Raw genomic sequence first — 17,659 nt, forward strand, 5'->3', positions numbered from 1 at the left:
TTATGATAGTTTGTCAATCTAAATGCGACAGTTCCTCCTGGAAAGCCTCGTAAGGAGTTTTCCATCCTAATATTTTTCGCGGGCGATGATTAATTAGGTATAGTGCTTGGTGGATTTCATCTTCTGAAACAGAGGCTAAGTCTGTTTTCTTTGGGAAGAACTCCCGAAGCAGCCCGTTACTGTTTTCATTGGTTCCTCGCTGCCATGGGGCATACGGATCGGCAAAGTAAACCGAGATATCCATTTCATTTTCGATTTCTTGATAACAAGCAAATTCTTTCCCTCGATCTGTGGTCGCTGTCTTAAATATTTCCTTAGGCATAGAAGCTGCCACTTGTGAGATAGCTTCCTTCATAGAGCGTGCACTTCGATCGTTCATTTTAACTGCGAGAAAGAAACGCGTTTTGCGTTCGGCAAACGTTCCGAAGCATCCTTTACTTTTTCCACGGCTTGATACTACTGTATCTAGTTCCCAATGGCCTGCCGATTTTCGGTCCTTCACATCTTTTGGACGCTCCTTTATCGACGTACCAATATTGAATCGACCTCTCGTTTCCCGGGGTTTTTGCCTTTTTCCTTTTTGACGGAAGACCTGATGATCGACAGAGAATCGTCTTTGATTCATCCAACGATAGATGGTTTTGAAGCTGATGATACCCAGCCTTCCTTGAATTTGTTCAGGTGACCAAGTGAGCTTTAATTTCTCCTCAATAACCACTCTAAGCTCTTCTTTCCATTTACCTTTAGGAATACAAAATTCCCGTCGTTTTTGATACATTCTGTCAGCAGAGTCAGCTTTATAGCTGCCCTCACTGTTACGCTCCAATTCTCTGGAAATAGTCGAATGGTGTCTCCCTAACTCCTTTGCGATACGACGTGCAGACCAGCCAAGCTTGTATAGTGTTTCTAGTTTTCCTCGTTCAATTGTAGTAAGATGGGAATAGCTCATGTTTTCCTCCGTTTAAGATTAGGTATGGTAACTTCATCTTACACGAGGAAACATGGGCTTTTCTATTTTCAAAAGGTGTCGCACTTAATATTACAATTCATCTTATAAAAAAACTCCGGACACGCCTTGCGGCGATCCGGAGTTTTTCAAGCTATTAACGGGAGTAGAACTCGACGATAAGAGCTTCGTTGATTTCAGCAGGAAGCTCACTGCGCTCTGGATAGCGGGAGTAAGTTCCTTCCAAGCTGTTTGCATCGAAAGTCATGTAATCTGGAACGAAGTTGTTCGCTTCAACAGATGTAGTGATGATGTCAAGTTTGCGGGATTTCTCGCGAACACCGATGACTTGACCAGGTTTCACGCGGTAAGATGGGATATCTACGCGTTTACCGTCTACAGTGATGTGGCCGTGGCCAACGATCTGACGAGCTTGTCTGCGAGTGCGAGCCAAGCCTAGACGGAATACAAGGTTATCAAGGCGGGATTCAAGAAGGATCATGAAGTTCTCACCATGGATACCTTTCATTTTGCCAGCTTCCTCGAATACACGACGGAATTGGCGCTCGTTCATGTTGTACATGTAACGAAGTTTTTGTTTCTCAGCTTGCTGCAAACCGTATTCGGATTGCTTTCTGCGTTGGTTTGGACCGTGCTGTCCTGGTGGGTAAGGGCGTTTGTCAAGCTCTTTACCTGTTCCGCTTAGGGAGATACCAAGACGACGGGATTTTTTCCATAATGGACCTGTATAACGTGCCATGGATAAATTCCACCTTTATTATTTTATTTGCATAAAATAAAAACAGAGTGCGCTCTAGTCACTTGCCGATTATGTTTTCATGTACCATCGCTCCGACAGCAGAGAGTTACACGATACACCTTCTGAAACAAGGGGAAACGAGTGAACGTTTCTTTGATGCGCCTTGCCAAGAAAGGAACAAAATCAGACAAATGGGAGTTCACATAGGCCGCCATTTATTTTACACAAAGAGTATTATAATCTTTTTGATGGCTGGAAGTCAAGATAAATCGGCAATGGAGATTAGATGCAGTATTTTATAAGTAAAAAGGACTAGTGTGATCATTGAGGATTGAGTCTAATATCTTATATAATAGAATAAAAATACCAAAATGTTAGGTGAGATGCATATGGAGCGGCTAATTGACAGCAATCTTGAACAAGCAAAGCTATATTTCTACCAGCTCCTTGTGTCGGGAGAAAACTATAGTTGCAGGGAACTACTTGCACTTATGACAGATAAGGTGAAGAATCTCCTGCAGGCAGACAGTTTGGCGCTGTTCATCTATGATGAATGGCAGCAGCGATTGGAGCGGATAAGCTATGCAGGTCCCAGGCAGAGCGGGTTTTGTCTGTCTGTCAGCTATACTCCCGGGCATATTTGTATGCCGGATTTGTTAAGGGATATTCCACATGTACTGGATAGGATATTGCCCTTGCAAAAGCCGGAAGAGCATGTCATCGGATTCCTTTATGTCGGAGGCGGCAGAAAGATGATTACCGATTGCAGACAGCTGGCGTTGGAGATCGGTAAATTCGTTACCCATCTCCTGCGTCTGCAGCAAGCGAAAGAAAACGAGCGGCATGTCATCCAATTATATGAAGCAACGACGAATCTGCACGCTTCCATCGATATGCATGATGTACTGACCGTCCTGATCAAGACCCTGCAGCAAACCTATCCCCAATTCACGTATGCACTTTTGCTGGCCCAGGATTACCATGGAGATACGGAACTGCCGATTAAAAATCTTGTATATGATTACTCTGTCCACGAGGCCAGCACAAAAGCTTATATGACAGGTGAAGTGCAAATGGAGATCGATGAAAAGGGAAAGGTGACACATCGTTATGTTCCGCTCAATGGTAAACAGGGAATCTATGGTGTGCTGCATGTATCGATTCCTTTTGGGATGCAATATACGAAAGCAGATCAGAGCTTCATTACGAAGCTGGTCGATTCAGCGGGTAACGCCCTGGAAAATGCACGGCTGTATCAGCATTCGAAGAAGCTGATAAGCGACCTCCAGCTGATCAATGAAACATCGAAGAAAATGAATGCCAACTTGCGTCTGTCGGATACCATGACGTTGATGCATCAGCAGATACGGGATACATTCGGCGGGGAAGAAATAGGTTTCATCTTATATAAAGAGGATCAAGATGCTGGCACTATTTTGGCTGGCAGCACGGATTTTTTCTTTGACGAAGAATCCGAGTCTTTCCTGGAATTCATCGGACGGCACTACCGAGACAAATACGGGGAAGCGATGTTCATCAGCAACTTTCAGGAACGATATCCCGAGATTCGGATGCCTTATCGGTCCTTGCTGATATTTCCCATGGTCAGGTCGGAGCAGCTGAGGGGAGTCGTGATCGTTCTGCACCGAACCCCCAGCTTCTTCACCTTCGAAGCTTTCCGGCTTATCGAATCGCTCGTGCAGCATTCCTCCTTATCGATCGTTAATTCCATGCTGCAGGAGAAATTGGAGAAATTGGTCATTACGGATTATCTTACGAATCTGTATTCGAGAAGCTATTTGGATGAACGGATGCGGGAACATATCCAGGGAGATGCGCAAGGGGGGTTCATCCTGATTGATATCGATGACTTCAAAAAAGTGAATGATACATACGGCCACAATACTGGTGATTATCTTCTCATCCAAGTATCCAATCTGGTAAAGGACATGATCGGTCCGGCTGATATAGCAGCCAGATGGGGCGGGGAAGAGCTGGCCATTTATTTGCCGCATGCTTCTTTGGAGCAGACTATTGCAAAGGCAGAGCAAGTCGTCCGAAGCATCGGGGGATCGACACGACCTGCTGTGACGGTTTCATGCGGGGTATCCACATGGACAGAAGCGGATCGGCCATCCGTCCATCAATTGTTCTCCAATGCGGATCGCAAACTATACGATGCCAAACGGCTCGGGAAAAATAGATATTGTATATAGAAAAGACAGCTTCCGGATCGGAAGCTGTCAGGCTGTCGAGAAAGTCTCGACAGCCTTTTTATTTTGAGTTCACTTCTTTTTCTTACTTTTTTATAATAGAAGAAACGACTAAAAGGCGGTGCCAAGATGTTAAATTCCAGAGAGAATGACCAAACAGCTCTTGAAATCGTAACTATAGAAGAACTTGTCCCTGAAAACCACCTATTGCGTAAGATAGAAACCCACATAGATTTCTCCTTCATCCGTGAAAAAGTTCGTCCTTATTATTCGGCGGACAATGGCCGTCCTTCCCTAGATCCTCTTGTCCTCTTTAAAATGATCTTTATCGGCTACCTTTTCGGTATCCGTTCCGAAAGGCAATTAGAGAAAGAAATCCAGACAAACATTGCTTACCGTTGGTTTTTAGGACTTAAACTCACGGACCCAGTCCCTCACCACTCTACAATAAGCTGGAATCGTTGTAATCGATTCAAGGGCACAGATATCTTCCAACAAATCTTTGATGAAATTGTAGAACAGGCAATGAAGCATCGTATGGTTGGAGGACGCGTCTTATTCACTGATTCCACCCACTTAAAAGCCAATGCGAATAAAAGAAAGTTCATCAAGAAGGAAGTACAGGAAGCTACTCGTTCATATCAGGAAGAATTGGATAAAGCAATCCAAGAAGAACGTACAAAACAAGGAAAAAAGCTTTAAAGTCACGAGAGGAGGTGACAGAAACGAAAGTAGTGAAAGAAAGCACGACTGATCCAGAGAGTGGCTATATGTATCGAGAAGGAAAGCCTGAAGGCTTTTTCTACTTAGATCATAGAACTACGGATATGAAATATAATATTATTACCGATGTCCATGTCACGGCCGGAAATGTGCACGATTCACGGCCTTATTTGGAGCGCCTTGAACGACAGAAGGAACGCTTTAATTTTGATGTGGAAGCTGTCGCTCTGGACTCCGGTTATCTCACTACGCCAATCTGTCACGCCTTGAATGAACAGAATATTTTCGCTGTCATCGGTCACCGACGTTTTCATCCTACTAAAGGATTAATGCCTAAATGGAAGTTCAAGTATGTCCCAGAGAAAGATCATTATGTTTGTCCAAACGGACAAACATTACCTCTGCGAACAACAAATCGAGAAGGGTATAAAGAATACGCATCTGACCCTAAACAATGTACTGCTTGCCCACTGTTGGCCACATGTACGAAATCAAGAAATCATCGAAAAGTTATCACAAGGCATGTTTGGGAAGGTAGTAAAGATTGGGTGCGGGAAAATCGCCTGAGCCACTCAGGAAAGTTATTATATAAATTGCGAAAAGAAACGATAGAGCGAAGCTTTGCGGATGCGAAACAACTCCACGGGCTTCGCTATTGTAGGTTACGAGGAAGAGAAAAAGTGCAGGAACAGGCGCTGATGACAGCGACCTGTCAGAACATAAAAAAGATAGCCAACCACCTAGCAAAGCTAGGATAGGTAGGTGGCTGGCTATCTTTTTTATAAAACAGCCCTTTAAAGAAAGCAGAAGAGTATCGAATAAAAAAAGATTGTAGAGAAACTGGGATTTCTCTACAATCTGACAGCTTCCGGATCGGAAGCTGTCTTTTTATTTCGTCAAATGCTTGACGAGGACCGCCACGAACTGTTCCAGATACTTCTGGTCTGTTTCGTCGAAACGATTTTTGGAAGGGCTGTCGATATCAAGCACTCCGTAGGATTTGCCATTCACGATGATAGGAACGACGATCTCGGATTGGCTTGCTGCGTCACATGCAATATGACCAGGGAATTGATGGACATCCGCCACAAGCTGTGTCTTGTTTTCCGCGACAGCCGTCCCGCAGACGCCCTTTCCGATTTTGATGCGTACACAGGCGGGGAGGCCTTGGAATGGACCGAGGATCAATTCGTCTCCTTTATGGAGATAAAAACCGACCCAGTTCACATCATCAAGGAATTGATTCAAGAGGGCAGAAGCGTTTGCCAAGTGGGCGATTTCGTCCTCTTCCCCTGTAAGCAATGCATCAAGCTGCTTAACGAGCAATTCATAGTCTTTTTCGCGGGAACCGCTATAAGCCGTTGTTTCGAACATATTCATTTCCCCCATATAATGATTTTCTGTAATTCGACAGAAGGCGCGATATTTGGCGAGCGAAAGTTGCAGGATAGCTGTTTTCGCTGTCGTATACAACAAGTGAAGGAGCTGAGAAGATTGAAAAAAAATGACACGAAACAAAAAGTGATGGACGCCGCTTGTCAATTGTTCTACACAAAAGGCTACCATGGGACATCCGTCCGCGATATTGCGGGAAAAGCTTCGGTCAATGTCTCCTTGATCAATTATTATTATAAAAGTAAGCAAGGGCTTCTGGAAGCATCCGTCGTGCTGTATTACGAAGAATATCTTGCTGTGCTGGAAAAAACGGCCCAAAAACGGGGGCAGGAATCTCCCAGTATCTATCTGAAACAATTAATTGAAGCAATTATACAATATAAACTCTCGCGGAATCAATTCACGGCTTTCATTCAAAGGGAGCTGATGCTGGATTCCGTATTCGTCAGGGAAATGGCTGTGACGTATTTGGCTAAGGAAAGCCATACACTGAAACAAGCCTTCAGGGACTACCTGGAGTCAAACGGGATCCGGGAACGGGAAGGGGTCTATTTATATATGCAGCTGTCGGGAATGCTGTCTGCCCCGTTCACCATGAGCAAGGAAATGAAAGGCATGCTGGTGACAGAAGAATCACGGCACTATTTCTGCAGCATGTATACTTCCAGTATCCATCATTGGATCGATACGCTTGCCACGGTTTCTCCGGCCTCATTAAGAGCGGTATCAGCCAATTGACGCACAATAGAGGGAAAATCATGGAAAATACCTGAGAAATTTGAAAAAATTTAGCCATATTTGCGGTTTACATGGTATCATATTAGTATTAAAAATAGATAACGATTATTAGGGTATTACTCCTTTTTCCCGAGTATTGGTTAGGAGGCTGGACATTGCTTTACATCGTCGGAGGAATTATTCTAATCATCGCCTTGATCATCTTGGGCCTGATTATGAGAAAGCGAGTTTATGATGAAGTGGACCGGCTTGAAAGCTGGAAAATGGATATAGCGAACCGCAATGTATCGGAAGAATTAGCGAAAGTGAAAGCGTTGAACCTATCTGGAGAAACACAGGAAAAATTCGAATCATGGAAGGAACGCTGGGATCATATCGTAACAAAAGAGCTTCCCGATACAGAAGAGGCTCTTTTTGATGCGGAGGAGGGTGCCGACCGCTACCGTTTCACGAAAGCCAAACAGCATCTGCAGCAAGTGGAAGTCACGCTCTCCCGGATAGAGGATAAGATTGAAGGCATGTTCCGTGAATTGGACGAACTGCTTGCTTCCGAAGAGGAAGCCCGTAAACAAGCCGAGGCACTGCAGCCTGCTTTGCAGGCACTCAAGCGCACCATTTCGCAGCATCGCCATCAATATGGCAAAGCGGATGTTCGTTTTGAGGCGGCAATAGCCGAGCAGAGCACGCAGCTTGCTGCTTATCATTCACTCATCGAATCCGGCAACTATTTCGAAGCTAACCAGCTGATCACGGATGTGAAAGCGAAGACGGAATCGCTGGAAGAGGAGATCGAAGCTTTCCCGCAGGCTTATAAGCAAGTGAAGCAGGAGCTTCCGGCACAGGTGGCGGATTTATTGGGCGGCATCCGTGAAATGAAGCAGGACGGCTATCGGATCCATCATCTTGGTTTCGAGGATGAACTGAAGGCAGAGAAGGAACGATTGAATCAGCTGGTCAAACAGCTGGAAGCAGGAGAGGCAGAAGAAATACAATTATACATTCCTGCGCTGGAAAATCGCATCAAAGAGATGTATCAGCTTCTTGAGAATGAAGCTGTTGCCAAGAATTATGTCGACTCAAAATTCGAGCAATATGTCCAAGCCGTCGAGAAAAAGACAGAGGCATATATGAAGACAAAAGAAGAAATCGATCTGCTTCGGGAATCCTATTTCTTTACGGATAATGATGTCGAATTTCATCTGAAGCTGGAGTCCAAGATTTCCAGGCTCGTCAAGCAGCTCGAGGCGCTGCAGCAAGAGATGGATGATGATCGTGTATCCCATACGAAGCTCAAAGAGGAATTGGAAACAGGATTCCGTGAATTGAGTGCCATTGAGGAAGAACATGAGGAAATTCGCGGTAAAATCAAGACATTGCGCAAAGATGAACTGGAAGCCAAAGAGAAAATTGCCGATATGCGCCAGAAGCTATACGATGTAAATCGAAAGCTGCAAAAGAGCAATATCCCAGGTGTACCGCAGGAAGTTTGGAAGATGGTCGAAGAGAGCCAGGAAAAAACGTCCCTTACGATGGAGGTGCTCGAAGCGCACCCGCTCGATATGGCTGAGGTGCGGACACATCTGCAGCAGGCAGAGGAAATCAGCAATGCCACTATCGAACAAATCGAACATTTGCTGGAGCAGGCTTATCTTGCAGAAGTGGTGATTCAGTATTCCAATCGCTATCGCAGTCAATATCCGATTCTTGCTGCAGAAATGGCGGAAGCAGAGAAGCTGTTCCGCGAATATCAGTACGAGCAAGCTTTGGAGCGGGCCGCCCGAGCTTTGCAGGATATAGAACCGAAGGCGCTGGAGCGCTTGGAGAAACATATCAAGATTCCCAGCTGATACATAAAGCAATCCCTTGCTACTTGCGAGGGATTGCTTTATTTTAGTAAAAGATAGTTTGAAGAGAGGGAGATGGACAAATGATATACTTTGATAATAGTGCAACAACCAAACCGCATCCTGACGTGCTTTCCAGCTACACGGAAGCAGCACAAACGTATTTCGCCAATCCATCATCCCTGCATCGTTTAGGGGGCAGTGCCGAACAGCTGCTGACAGCATGCCGTAAGCAGGCTGCCCAGCTTCTTCGCGTCGGGGAGGATGAGATTCTGTTTACTTCAGGCGGTACAGAGGGGAATAACCTTGCAATCAAAGGAACGGCTTATCGGAAGAAGCGATTGGGTAATCACATCATCACGACCGCCGTAGAGCATCCTTCCGTATTGGAGACTTGTGCGGAATTGGAGAACCAAGGGTTCAAGGTGACATATGTCGATGTGGATACTTTCGGCTATGTGACAGCTGAAAAAATTGAAGCAGCCATCACGGATGAAACCATCTTAGTCAGTGTGATGCATGTGAATAATGAACTTGGTACCATCCAGCCGATCAAGACTATCGGTCAGATGCTGACAGCATATCCTAAAATCACGTATCATGTGGACCATGTACAAGGGGCTGGAAAAGTGGCACTCGATATCAAGGGGAGCCATATCCATCTTTGTACGCTGTCTGCTCATAAATTCCATGGCGTAAAGGGCAGCGGCATCCTTTATAAGGATAGGAACACGCATATTGCAGCTCAGTTATCCGGAGGGGGCCAGGAACAGGCCTTGCGTTCCGGAACCGAAAATGTGCCTGGTATCACAGCCATGGTAAAGGCTCTGAGGCTGGCAATGGAAGAGCTGCAAAATCATCCTGCCAAGCTTTTCGAACTGAGGGAAAAGCTTTTTGGCGGCTTGGAGAAAATGGATGGAATCGTGCTGCATTCCCCGCCTGCAGGGGCTCCGCATATCGTGAATTTCTCGGTTCCGGGAGTGAAACCTGAGGTGCTGATCCATGCACTGGGCGAAAAAGATATCTATGTATCGACCAAATCGGCTTGTTCCTCGAAGAATAGTGATGCCAGCGCTGTCCTGCTCGCTTGCGGGTTGCCGGATGAACAGGCTGAATCTGCTATCAGGGTGAGCTTTTCCTATGAAAATACGCAGGAAGAAGTAAGTTATTTCCTGCAGGTTCTAAAAGAAACATTAACACATTTAAAGAAAGTGATGAGATAAGATATGCAGTATGACCATATATTGATTCGTTATGGGGAAATGGCCCTTAAGGGCAAGAATCGCAAGCATTTCACCAAGCAGCTTGAATATAACGTCAAGGATCAAATAAAACCTTACCCAAACGCCAAAGTCGAACGTACACGTGATCGGATGTATATCCACCTTCACGGGGAAGATCATGAACCGATTGTGGAAGCATGCCGTCATATATTCGGCATACACAGCTTCAGCCTGGCAATCCGGACCGAAAACGAGGAGCTGGCGATCAAACAAGCTGCCCTGCAGCTATTGCTCGATAATCCGGCAGGAACCAGTTTTAAAATATCCTGCCGCCGGCCGAATAAACGTTTTCCGATCGACTCGCAGGAAATGAATCAGCGTATCGGTGCATATGTGATGCAAAACAGCGAAGGTTACCCTGTCGATGTCCATCACCCAGGTGTAGAGATCACGGTGGAAATCCGCGAACGGGCGACATATGTGACAGGTCAGAAGATAAAGGGGCCGGGCGGTTTGCCGGCAGGAAGCTCAGGCAAGACATTGCTGATGCTTTCTGGCGGAATCGACAGCCCTGTTGCCGGTTATTTGGCGATGAAGCGCGGGGTCGAGATAGAAGCTATCCATTTCCATTCACCGCCTTATACAAATGAGCGTGCGAAACAGAAAGTGATTGATTTGGCGCAAACGTTGTCCAAGTTCGGTGCAAAAGTGAAAATCCATGTTGTGCCATTCACAGAACTGCAGGTGAAGATCCATCAGGAGATACCGTTTGGCTACAGCATGACAGTCATGCGCCGGATGATGCTGCGGATCAGTGAGCGAATCGCAGAAAAACATGGCATCTTGTCCCTGACTTCCGGTGAAAGCCTTGGCCAGGTGGCCAGTCAAACGATGGAAAGCATGCACACGATCAATGAAGTGACGAACTATCCTGTGCTGCGCCCGCTCATCACGATGGACAAGTCCGATATCATCGAAATCGCGAAACAGATCAATACCTATGAGATCTCGACACGCCCATATGATGACTGCTGCACCGTTTTTGTACCGGAAGCACCAAAAACAAAGCCGCGGCGTGAAAAGGTGCATTTGTATGAAGGGACAATCGATTTCTCTGCTGAATTCGAACGGGCCGTCGAAGGAACGGAGATTATCACGGCCTCTCCGTCGGAGGAAGCGCCGGCGCCATTCGCTGATTTGCTGTAAGAACTTCCCAAGTAAATAATCTGTATGTTCTCCTCCTTGTCGGCACATGCTACATGTACAAGGAGGTGACATCAAATGGCTAACAACAATTCAAGCAACCAGTTAGTAGTACCTCAAGCGCAACAAGCTCTAGATCAAATGAAATATGAGATCGCACAGGAATTCGGTGTACAGCTTGGCGGAAACGAAACTTCTCGTGCCAACGGTTCTGTTGGAGGAGAAATCACAAAGCGTCTTGTACGTACAGCACAAGAGCAATTAAGCAGATAATTTCATAAGTATGGCATAAAGGGGCAGCATCCGCTGCTCCTTTTCCGTGTAGAAACAAAAGGGAAAGTGCATCCTATCGAAGAAGGAGGAGAAGAAGGAATGTGGATAGCCATCAGTGTCATGATAGGGCTCTTACTATTGCTTCTAGTGGCAATTACGGCTAAAGTGACTTTTCATTTTCAGTATGATTCGTCTGATTGGTCCATCCAAATCCGCATTTTCGGCATCTGTGTACAAACATGGCGATTGGAGCAGCAATCTTCCATCGAGCCTGCTTCCTCTGAGGATTTGAATCAGCAGCTTGTCGATTTATTTGCCGATTTACAAAAAATCAGGGATTCTTTTCCTTATCTTCTCAGAATCACTCGAAATGCAGAGCTACGGCAATTACGCTGGCATACAAGGATCGGCATGTCCGATGCAGCTTCTGCCGGCACACTTGTTGGCTTGATTTGGACAGTCAAAGGAATTGTCAACCAAGTCATCCGTTCGAATTTCCGTATAGGGGAACCATTTGATATCCAGGTACAGCCGATTTTCAATAATTCGACTTTCCATACTAGCTTTCAATGCATAGTGTCCATCCGTACCGGGAAAGCTATGCATGCCATTATATCCAATGCCAGAGGAAGATAGGAGGAGCGAGCAGTATGGCAGATCACCCGATTCAAGGATTAATGAAAACCGCAATGGAAAACCTGAAGGAAATGATTGATGTCAATACGATAGTCGGCGATCCAGTGGAGACTCCGGATGGGAGTATCATTCTGACTGTATCCCGCGTAGGCTTTGGTTTTGCAGCCGGGGGAAGCGAATTCGATGCAGCTTCCCAAGGTAAGAGTGAGCAGACGGAGCTGCCATTTGGAGGAGGGAGCGGAGGCGGTGTATCCATAACCCCGATAGCTTTCCTCATTGTCGGTCATAAAGGAGTCAAGATGATCCACCTGGATGAACAAACCCATCTTTATGAAAAACTGATCGAAGCAGCGCCAGCTGCAGTGGAAAAAATCCAGGAAATGCTCAAACAGAATCCGAAGCAGAAAAAGCAGCAAAAATCGCAGCGATTCGATGATGAAACAATATATTGACTAAAAGCCGCCTGTTGGTGGTTTTTTTAGTTTATAATCGGACTTCATTCCGTTATAATTTAAGGATAATGAGCTTGAAACGACGAAAGCGAAAAGAGAGAAGGTTATATTTGAAACAGAAGATAAATCTGCGGACGCAGATGACAGCATTGGTATTCATTGTCGTTATTCTGGCGGTGACGACGACATTCGTCATGATCGGAATAGAGACGAGCAACAATATCAAATCCCAGGAAAGGGATCGCGTGCTGCAAACTGCCAAGCTGATAGCAGTCGACCCGGTCATTGTAAAGGCAACGGACGAGCAGGATTCCGACACACTTCAGCAATTTACCAAACAGGCTATGGGGATCACGGATGCAGACTATATCGTGGTGATGAACATGGACAGCATCCGGCTGAGCCACCCCGACCCGGATGAAATCGGCAAACGTTTCGCAGGAGGGGATGAAACGCCTGCGATACAAGGAAAAGAGTTCGTTTCAAAGGCAAAAGGAACGCTTGGATTGAGTTTGCGGGCATTTGCTCCCATTTATGATGAACAAGGTGAGCAGATCGGGGTTGTAGCTGTCGGTATCACGATGAATGAACTGAATGAGATCATTCGCAACAACCGCATTCCATTATACTTGGCCACTGTGCTGAGTCTGCTGATCGGTCTGATCGGTGCGGTCCTGCTTGCAAGGAAGATAAAACAAATCATGCACGGGATGGAGCCTGATGAAATTGCCGCCCTGTTGAGTGAACGGATTGCGATGCTGGAATCAATCAAGGACGGGATGTTAGCTGTGGATACCGCCGGAAAGATCCAGATGGTCAACAAAGAAGGGAAGAGACTGCTGGAAGAGATGGGGATCAAAGGAGAGCTGAAGAACCGGCATGTGGATGATGTGCTCCCGGTTACCAAGCTCCATCAAGTGATTGCCTGGAATAAACCGCTGATCGGGCGCCAAGTGGAGCATAATGGTTTGACGCTGGTCATGAACGAAATCCCAATCCAGATCAAAGGCAAGACAGAAGGAGCGATTGCAACTTTCCTTGACCGGACCGAATACAATCATCTCAACGAGAAGCTTACCGATACGATGCTTTATGCCGATGCTCTCCGGGCGCAGACACATGATTTCATGAACAAACTGCATGTGATCCTTGGTTTGCTGGAATTGGAGGATTATGATCAGCTGGAACGGTATGTGAAAAATGTGGCCGGTAAGGAGAGATCCGCGACCCTGGCCATGATCCATCAAGTGAAAAACCCCATTCTGGCCGGATTCCTGCTCGGCAAGAAGAGCTATATGGCTGAAAATGGTGTCCAGCTTGAGGTCAGCTGCCGGGATACCATACCGAATACATCGGAAAAAACAAATCAAATGCTGATCACCATACTCGGCAATCTCATGAACAATGCTGTGGATGCTGTCGAACAGCAGCCGGAAAAGCGTGTCCAGATTTCCATGAAGTACACGGATGGGCTGCTCTTTCTGGAACTTACTGATACTGGAAAAGGAATCAGCGAAGAACAGCAGGAGAAAATTTTCAAGCAAGGCTATTCCACAAAAGGAAACGACCGCGGTTTCGGCCTATACCAAGTGGAGGACTATGTGCAGAAGCTGGGGGGCTATCTTGTCTTGACAAGTGAGCCAGGTGAAGGGACTACCTTCAGTGTCCAGCTGCCGTATGATACACAGGAGGATGTAACAAATGATTAAAGTACTGATCGTGGAAGACGATCCGATGGTAAGCGAATTGAATAAACGCTATGTCAAACAAATGAGCGGTTTCACTGCTGTCGGTGCGGCCCAAAATTATAAAGAAGCCCTTGAATTCATTCAGCAGAATGAAGTGGACCTGCTTCTGTTGGATGTATATATGAAAGGGAAGAATGGAATAGAATTGCTGAAGGAGATTCGGAGACGCGATCAAAAAGTGGATGCAATCATCATTTCTGCTGCAAGCGAAAAACCGATGATCCGGGAAGCGCTGCAATACGGGGCTGTCGATTATTTGATCAAGCCGTTCGAATTCGATCGCTTCCAGCACGCTTTGAGCGGTTATCGCAAGCGCCAGCTCATCTTCAGCAATAAGGAAGAGATGACCCAGCAGGAATTGGATAGCCAGCTGCTGCAGCTTCCGGAGCAAGAACAGATGGTGCAGCTGCCGAAAGGTCTTACGCGAAGCACCTTGAAAGTTGTATGGAACAGCATCCTTACCTTCCGTTATAATTTTTTCACGACAGAGGATATAGCGAATGAAACAGAAATGTCACAAGTATCCGTGCGGAAATATCTGAAGTTCCTGGAGGATGTGCAGCTGCTCGAAGTGGAGATGCATTATGGCAGTATCGGGCGTCCGGTTTTCAAATACCGGGTCAATGCCAATACTTCCCATCATATCAGCCAGTACATTTAAAGAAGCCGAAACGGGCTTCTTTTTTTGTTTGGCATAAAAAGAGCGCTATTAAAAAATGATATGCCGGTTCTTATCGAAGGATAAAAGGAATCGTTTGTGATTTCAAGCTGGTTGCCGGGAAGCATCGAACTGTCGCTTCCGTGTATGTTTCCTGCTCTGAAGCCAATATTATTAACAGAGATCCACTGCACCTTTTTTAATTACAAAAGTTACAATTCATTTAGTTTAGTTAAAAAATAACACAATTAATTTTGGTTAAATTAGAATAGTCGTATCTACTTAGGGGGTGCATTATCTATGGAAATGAAATCGCATACAAGCGATCATCAATCCAACAATCAAAAGCCATCAGGCTTTGACAAAATCATGGAATGGAAAGTCGGTGTCATGCCGCTTCCGGTGTATATCGTATTAGCAATCATCGTTCTTATTGCTGCATATACCAACCAACTTCCTACCGACATGATCGGCGGCTTTGCTGTCATCATGATCCTGGGTGTGCTGCTAGGGGATATCGGTCAGCGCATTCCTTATTTCAACAGTATCGGAGGACCGGCGATCCTGTCATTATTCGTTCCATCCATGCTGGTTTTCTTTGACACATTAAGTACTTCAGCTTATGATGCTGTCGATCAGCTGATGACTTCCGATCATTCAAACTTCTTATACTTCTACATCGCTTGTCTTGTTGTGGGAAGTATCCTTGGTATGAACCGGACAGTCCTCATCCAGGGCTTCATCCGCATGTTCATCCCTTTGGTGACTGGTACGATTGCTGCAGTCACTGTCGGGACTTTAGTCGGTATGCTATTCGGCTATAGTGCTCATCATGCTTTCTTCTATATTGTTGTTCCGATCATCGCAGGCGGTATCGGAGAAGGAATCCTTCCATTGTCTGCTGGTTATGCAGGTGTCTTGGGCGGGGGAGCCGGGGAGTATGTTTCCCAGCTTGTACCAGCTGCCATCATCGGTAACGTATGTGCCATCATCATTGCAGGCTTGATGAAGAAATTGGGAGAAAAACGCCCGGACCTTGCAGGGCATGATAAGTTGGTTCGCTCGAACAAAGACGACAAAGTATTGGCAGCAGCAAAAGAAAACACAAATAAAGCAATCGACTTCAGCTTGATGGGAGCAGGCCTCCTCGTAGCGATGAGCTTGTTCGTCCTTGGACGAGTTGTCGAGCACTGGATTCATGTGGTTGCTGGCTTCACGTTGTCGGGTGCAATCATCATGATCATTGCTGCAACGATCATCAAATCCGGTAATTTGCTTCCGGAAAAACTGCAAACCGGTGCACAGCAGCTATACAAATTCGTTTCCACTGCTTTCACTTGGCCTTTGATGGTCGGTCTTGGTGTCGTATTCATCCCGCTTGAGGATGTTGCGAGCGTCTTCACGATCGGCTTTGCGATTACTTGCATGTCTGTCGTAATTGCGATGGCGGCAACTGGATTCTTTGTAGGTAAATTGATGAAGATGTATCCTGTTGAATCTTGTATCGTTACAGCATGTCACAGCGGACTTGGCGGTACTGGTGACGTTGCGATCCTATCTGCATCCGGCCGTATGGCGCTGATGCCGTTCGCGCAGATTTCCACTCGTCTTGGCGGTGCTGCCACTGTCATCGGTGCAACAGCATTGATGCACTTCTTTGCTTAAATTGGAAAGCTCAGCCTTGGCTGGGCTTTTTGCTTGCCGCGGTGCCTCTCCTCGCTTCTGTCCGCTGCTTTTGATACAATAAGGCAGATGTGAGAGAAATGGGAGGAAAAGATACGTGGAACAAAAGAATGTCGAAAAGGTATACCAAGCACTTGACCAAATGGCCGAAGCATTGGAAACACGTGAAAACATACCATATCTTGATGCACTAGGTGCAGCAATGGAATATATATTGGATCGCAGCGCGGAAGTGACGGAACAGCCATTATTGCAGCAGCAGCTGGATAAACATGCAGCTGTATTCGATAATCAGACATACCAGAAAGAAGAAATACGCAAAGGGATCCAGCTTGCCATCCTGAAAGGCATGAAAGGGGCAACCCAGCAGCAGCATATGCTTACACCGGATACTGTCGCCATGCTGATCGGTTATCTGACGAACAAGTTAGTCGGAAGCAATGAAAGCTTCCGTTTATTCGATCCGGCGGTGGGGACGGGTAACTTATTGACTGCGGTCCTGAATCAAGTGGGGCGGGAAGTGGACGCTTATGGAAGTGATGTCGATCCGACCTTGATCCAGCTTGCTGTCATGAATGCGAACATGCAGGAGAGACAGATAGAATTCTTCCATCAAGACAGCCTGCGCCCTTTTCTTCTGGAACCGGTCGATCTTGTCGTGAGTGACCTTCCGGTTGGCTATTATCCGGATGATAGCCAGGCTGCCCAATTCGAATTGAAGGCAGATGAGGGGCATTCTTATGCACATCATTTATTCATTGAACAAAGCCTTCATTATACGAAGGAAGGCGGTTATCTGTTATTCGTCGTGCCGAACTTCCTGTTTGAAAGCGATCAAGCACGTTCGCTTCATACATTCCTGCAGGAGCATGCCCATATCGTCGGATTGCTGCAGCTGCCGCAGAGCATGTTCAAGAATGAATCGCAAGCGAAAAGTGTTTTGATACTGCAGAAAAAGGGGACGCTAACTACAGCGCCGAAACAGGCATTGCTGGTGCAGCTGCCTTCATTCAAGAATCCGAATGCAATGGCAAATGTCTTGAAACAAATCAATGATTGGTTCGACAATGAGCTTCCCGATTTAAAAAACTAAAAAAATTAATGAAATCTTGAACAAGTCCTCGACATATCTTGCAATGAGCTTGTCGTCACAGGTAAAATAAA

Annotated in this window: 16 protein-coding genes; 13 read left to right on the plus strand and 3 right to left on the minus strand. The window is 46.0% G+C overall.

Going from position 1 to position 17,659, the window contains the following annotated elements; genetic code table 11:
* Positions 1–13: 13 nt before the first annotated feature.
* Together MHI54_RS14375 and rpsD are read right to left on the minus strand one after the other, a co-directional pair.
* On the minus strand, positions 14–949 hold the full coding sequence (locus tag MHI54_RS14375; RefSeq protein ID WP_340081424.1) for an IS30 family transposase: 936 nt from the start codon (positions 947–949) through the stop codon (positions 14–16).
* A gap of 154 nt (positions 950–1,103) precedes the next feature.
* Positions 1,104–1,706, minus strand: coding sequence for a 30S ribosomal protein S4 (rpsD, locus tag MHI54_RS14380; RefSeq protein ID WP_095217229.1), 603 nt, complete (start codon positions 1,704–1,706; stop codon positions 1,104–1,106).
* A gap of 389 nt (positions 1,707–2,095) precedes the next feature.
* On the opposite strand from rpsD, the gene MHI54_RS14385 reads away from it, so the two are divergent.
* Together MHI54_RS14385 and MHI54_RS14390 are read left to right on the plus strand one after the other, a co-directional pair.
* Positions 2,096–3,922 carry a sensor domain-containing diguanylate cyclase gene (locus MHI54_RS14385; protein ID WP_340081946.1) on the plus strand — a complete coding sequence of 609 codons (1,827 nt, stop codon included), beginning with the start codon at positions 2,096–2,098 and terminating at the stop codon, positions 3,920–3,922.
* A 126-nt stretch (positions 3,923–4,048) separates the two neighbouring features.
* Positions 4,049–5,400 (plus strand): IS1182 family transposase gene (locus MHI54_RS14390; RefSeq protein ID WP_340081544.1). Its coding sequence is split into 2 segments (ribosomal slippage): positions 4,049–4,616 and positions 4,616–5,400, totalling 1,353 coding nucleotides; the frame shifts between segments, so codons are not numbered across the junction.
* Positions 5,401–5,530: 130 nt separating this feature from the next.
* On the opposite strand, the gene MHI54_RS14395 is transcribed toward MHI54_RS14390, so the two are convergent.
* Positions 5,531–6,016 (minus strand): GAF domain-containing protein, encoded by a 486-nt coding sequence (locus MHI54_RS14395; protein WP_095217231.1) that lies wholly within the window; start codon positions 6,014–6,016, stop codon positions 5,531–5,533.
* A 120-nt stretch (positions 6,017–6,136) separates the two neighbouring features.
* Here MHI54_RS14395 and refZ point away from each other — a divergent pair, with 120 nt between their 5' ends.
* From refZ to MHI54_RS14450, 11 genes are all read left to right on the plus strand, one after another.
* Entirely contained in the window at positions 6,137–6,775 is a 639-nt protein-coding gene (refZ, locus tag MHI54_RS14400; protein ID WP_095217232.1) for a forespore capture DNA-binding protein RefZ, read from the plus strand.
* A gap of 155 nt (positions 6,776–6,930) precedes the next feature.
* Positions 6,931–8,622, plus strand: a complete 1,692-nt coding sequence (gene ezrA, locus MHI54_RS14405) for a septation ring formation regulator EzrA (RefSeq protein ID WP_095217233.1) — start codon at positions 6,931–6,933, stop codon at positions 8,620–8,622.
* Positions 8,623–8,702: 80 nt separating this feature from the next.
* On the plus strand, positions 8,703–9,842 hold the full coding sequence (locus MHI54_RS14410) for a cysteine desulfurase family protein (RefSeq protein WP_095217234.1): 1,140 nt from the start codon (positions 8,703–8,705) through the stop codon (positions 9,840–9,842).
* A gap of 3 nt (positions 9,843–9,845) precedes the next feature.
* A complete protein-coding gene (gene thiI, locus MHI54_RS14415) occupies positions 9,846–11,048 on the plus strand; it encodes a tRNA uracil 4-sulfurtransferase ThiI (protein ID WP_095217235.1) in 1,203 nt (400 codons plus the stop codon).
* 75 nt (positions 11,049–11,123) lie between these two features.
* Complete coding sequence (locus MHI54_RS14420; protein ID WP_095217236.1) at positions 11,124–11,318, plus strand: alpha/beta-type small acid-soluble spore protein; 195 nt, start codon at positions 11,124–11,126, stop codon at positions 11,316–11,318.
* A 99-nt stretch (positions 11,319–11,417) separates the two neighbouring features.
* The gene (locus MHI54_RS14425; protein WP_095217237.1) at positions 11,418–11,954 is read left to right on the plus strand and encodes a DUF2953 domain-containing protein; all 537 of its coding nucleotides are present in this window, start codon (positions 11,418–11,420) and stop codon (positions 11,952–11,954) included.
* 14 nt (positions 11,955–11,968) lie between these two features.
* Positions 11,969–12,406 (plus strand): GerW family sporulation protein, encoded by a 438-nt coding sequence (ytfJ, locus tag MHI54_RS14430; protein ID WP_095217238.1) that lies wholly within the window; start codon positions 11,969–11,971, stop codon positions 12,404–12,406.
* Between the two features lie 110 nt (positions 12,407–12,516).
* A complete protein-coding gene (gene dcuS / locus MHI54_RS14435; RefSeq protein ID WP_233135191.1) occupies positions 12,517–14,115 on the plus strand; it encodes a DcuS/MalK family sensor histidine kinase in 1,599 nt (532 codons plus the stop codon).
* Positions 14,108–14,815, plus strand: a complete 708-nt coding sequence (locus MHI54_RS14440; RefSeq protein WP_095217240.1) for a response regulator — start codon at positions 14,108–14,110, stop codon at positions 14,813–14,815. Before dcuS ends, MHI54_RS14440 begins: the two co-directional genes overlap by 8 nt.
* A gap of 303 nt (positions 14,816–15,118) precedes the next feature.
* Positions 15,119–16,477 carry a 2-hydroxycarboxylate transporter family protein gene (locus MHI54_RS14445; RefSeq protein ID WP_304442503.1) on the plus strand — a complete coding sequence of 453 codons (1,359 nt, stop codon included), beginning with the start codon at positions 15,119–15,121 and terminating at the stop codon, positions 16,475–16,477.
* Between the two features lie 115 nt (positions 16,478–16,592).
* A complete protein-coding gene (locus tag MHI54_RS14450; RefSeq protein WP_095217242.1) occupies positions 16,593–17,588 on the plus strand; it encodes a class I SAM-dependent methyltransferase in 996 nt (331 codons plus the stop codon).
* The last annotated feature ends 71 nt before the right edge of the window (positions 17,589–17,659 follow it).

It is taken from the genome of Terribacillus sp. FSL K6-0262 (assembly GCF_037977385.1).
Lineage (GTDB): Bacteria > Bacillota > Bacilli > Bacillales > Amphibacillaceae > Terribacillus.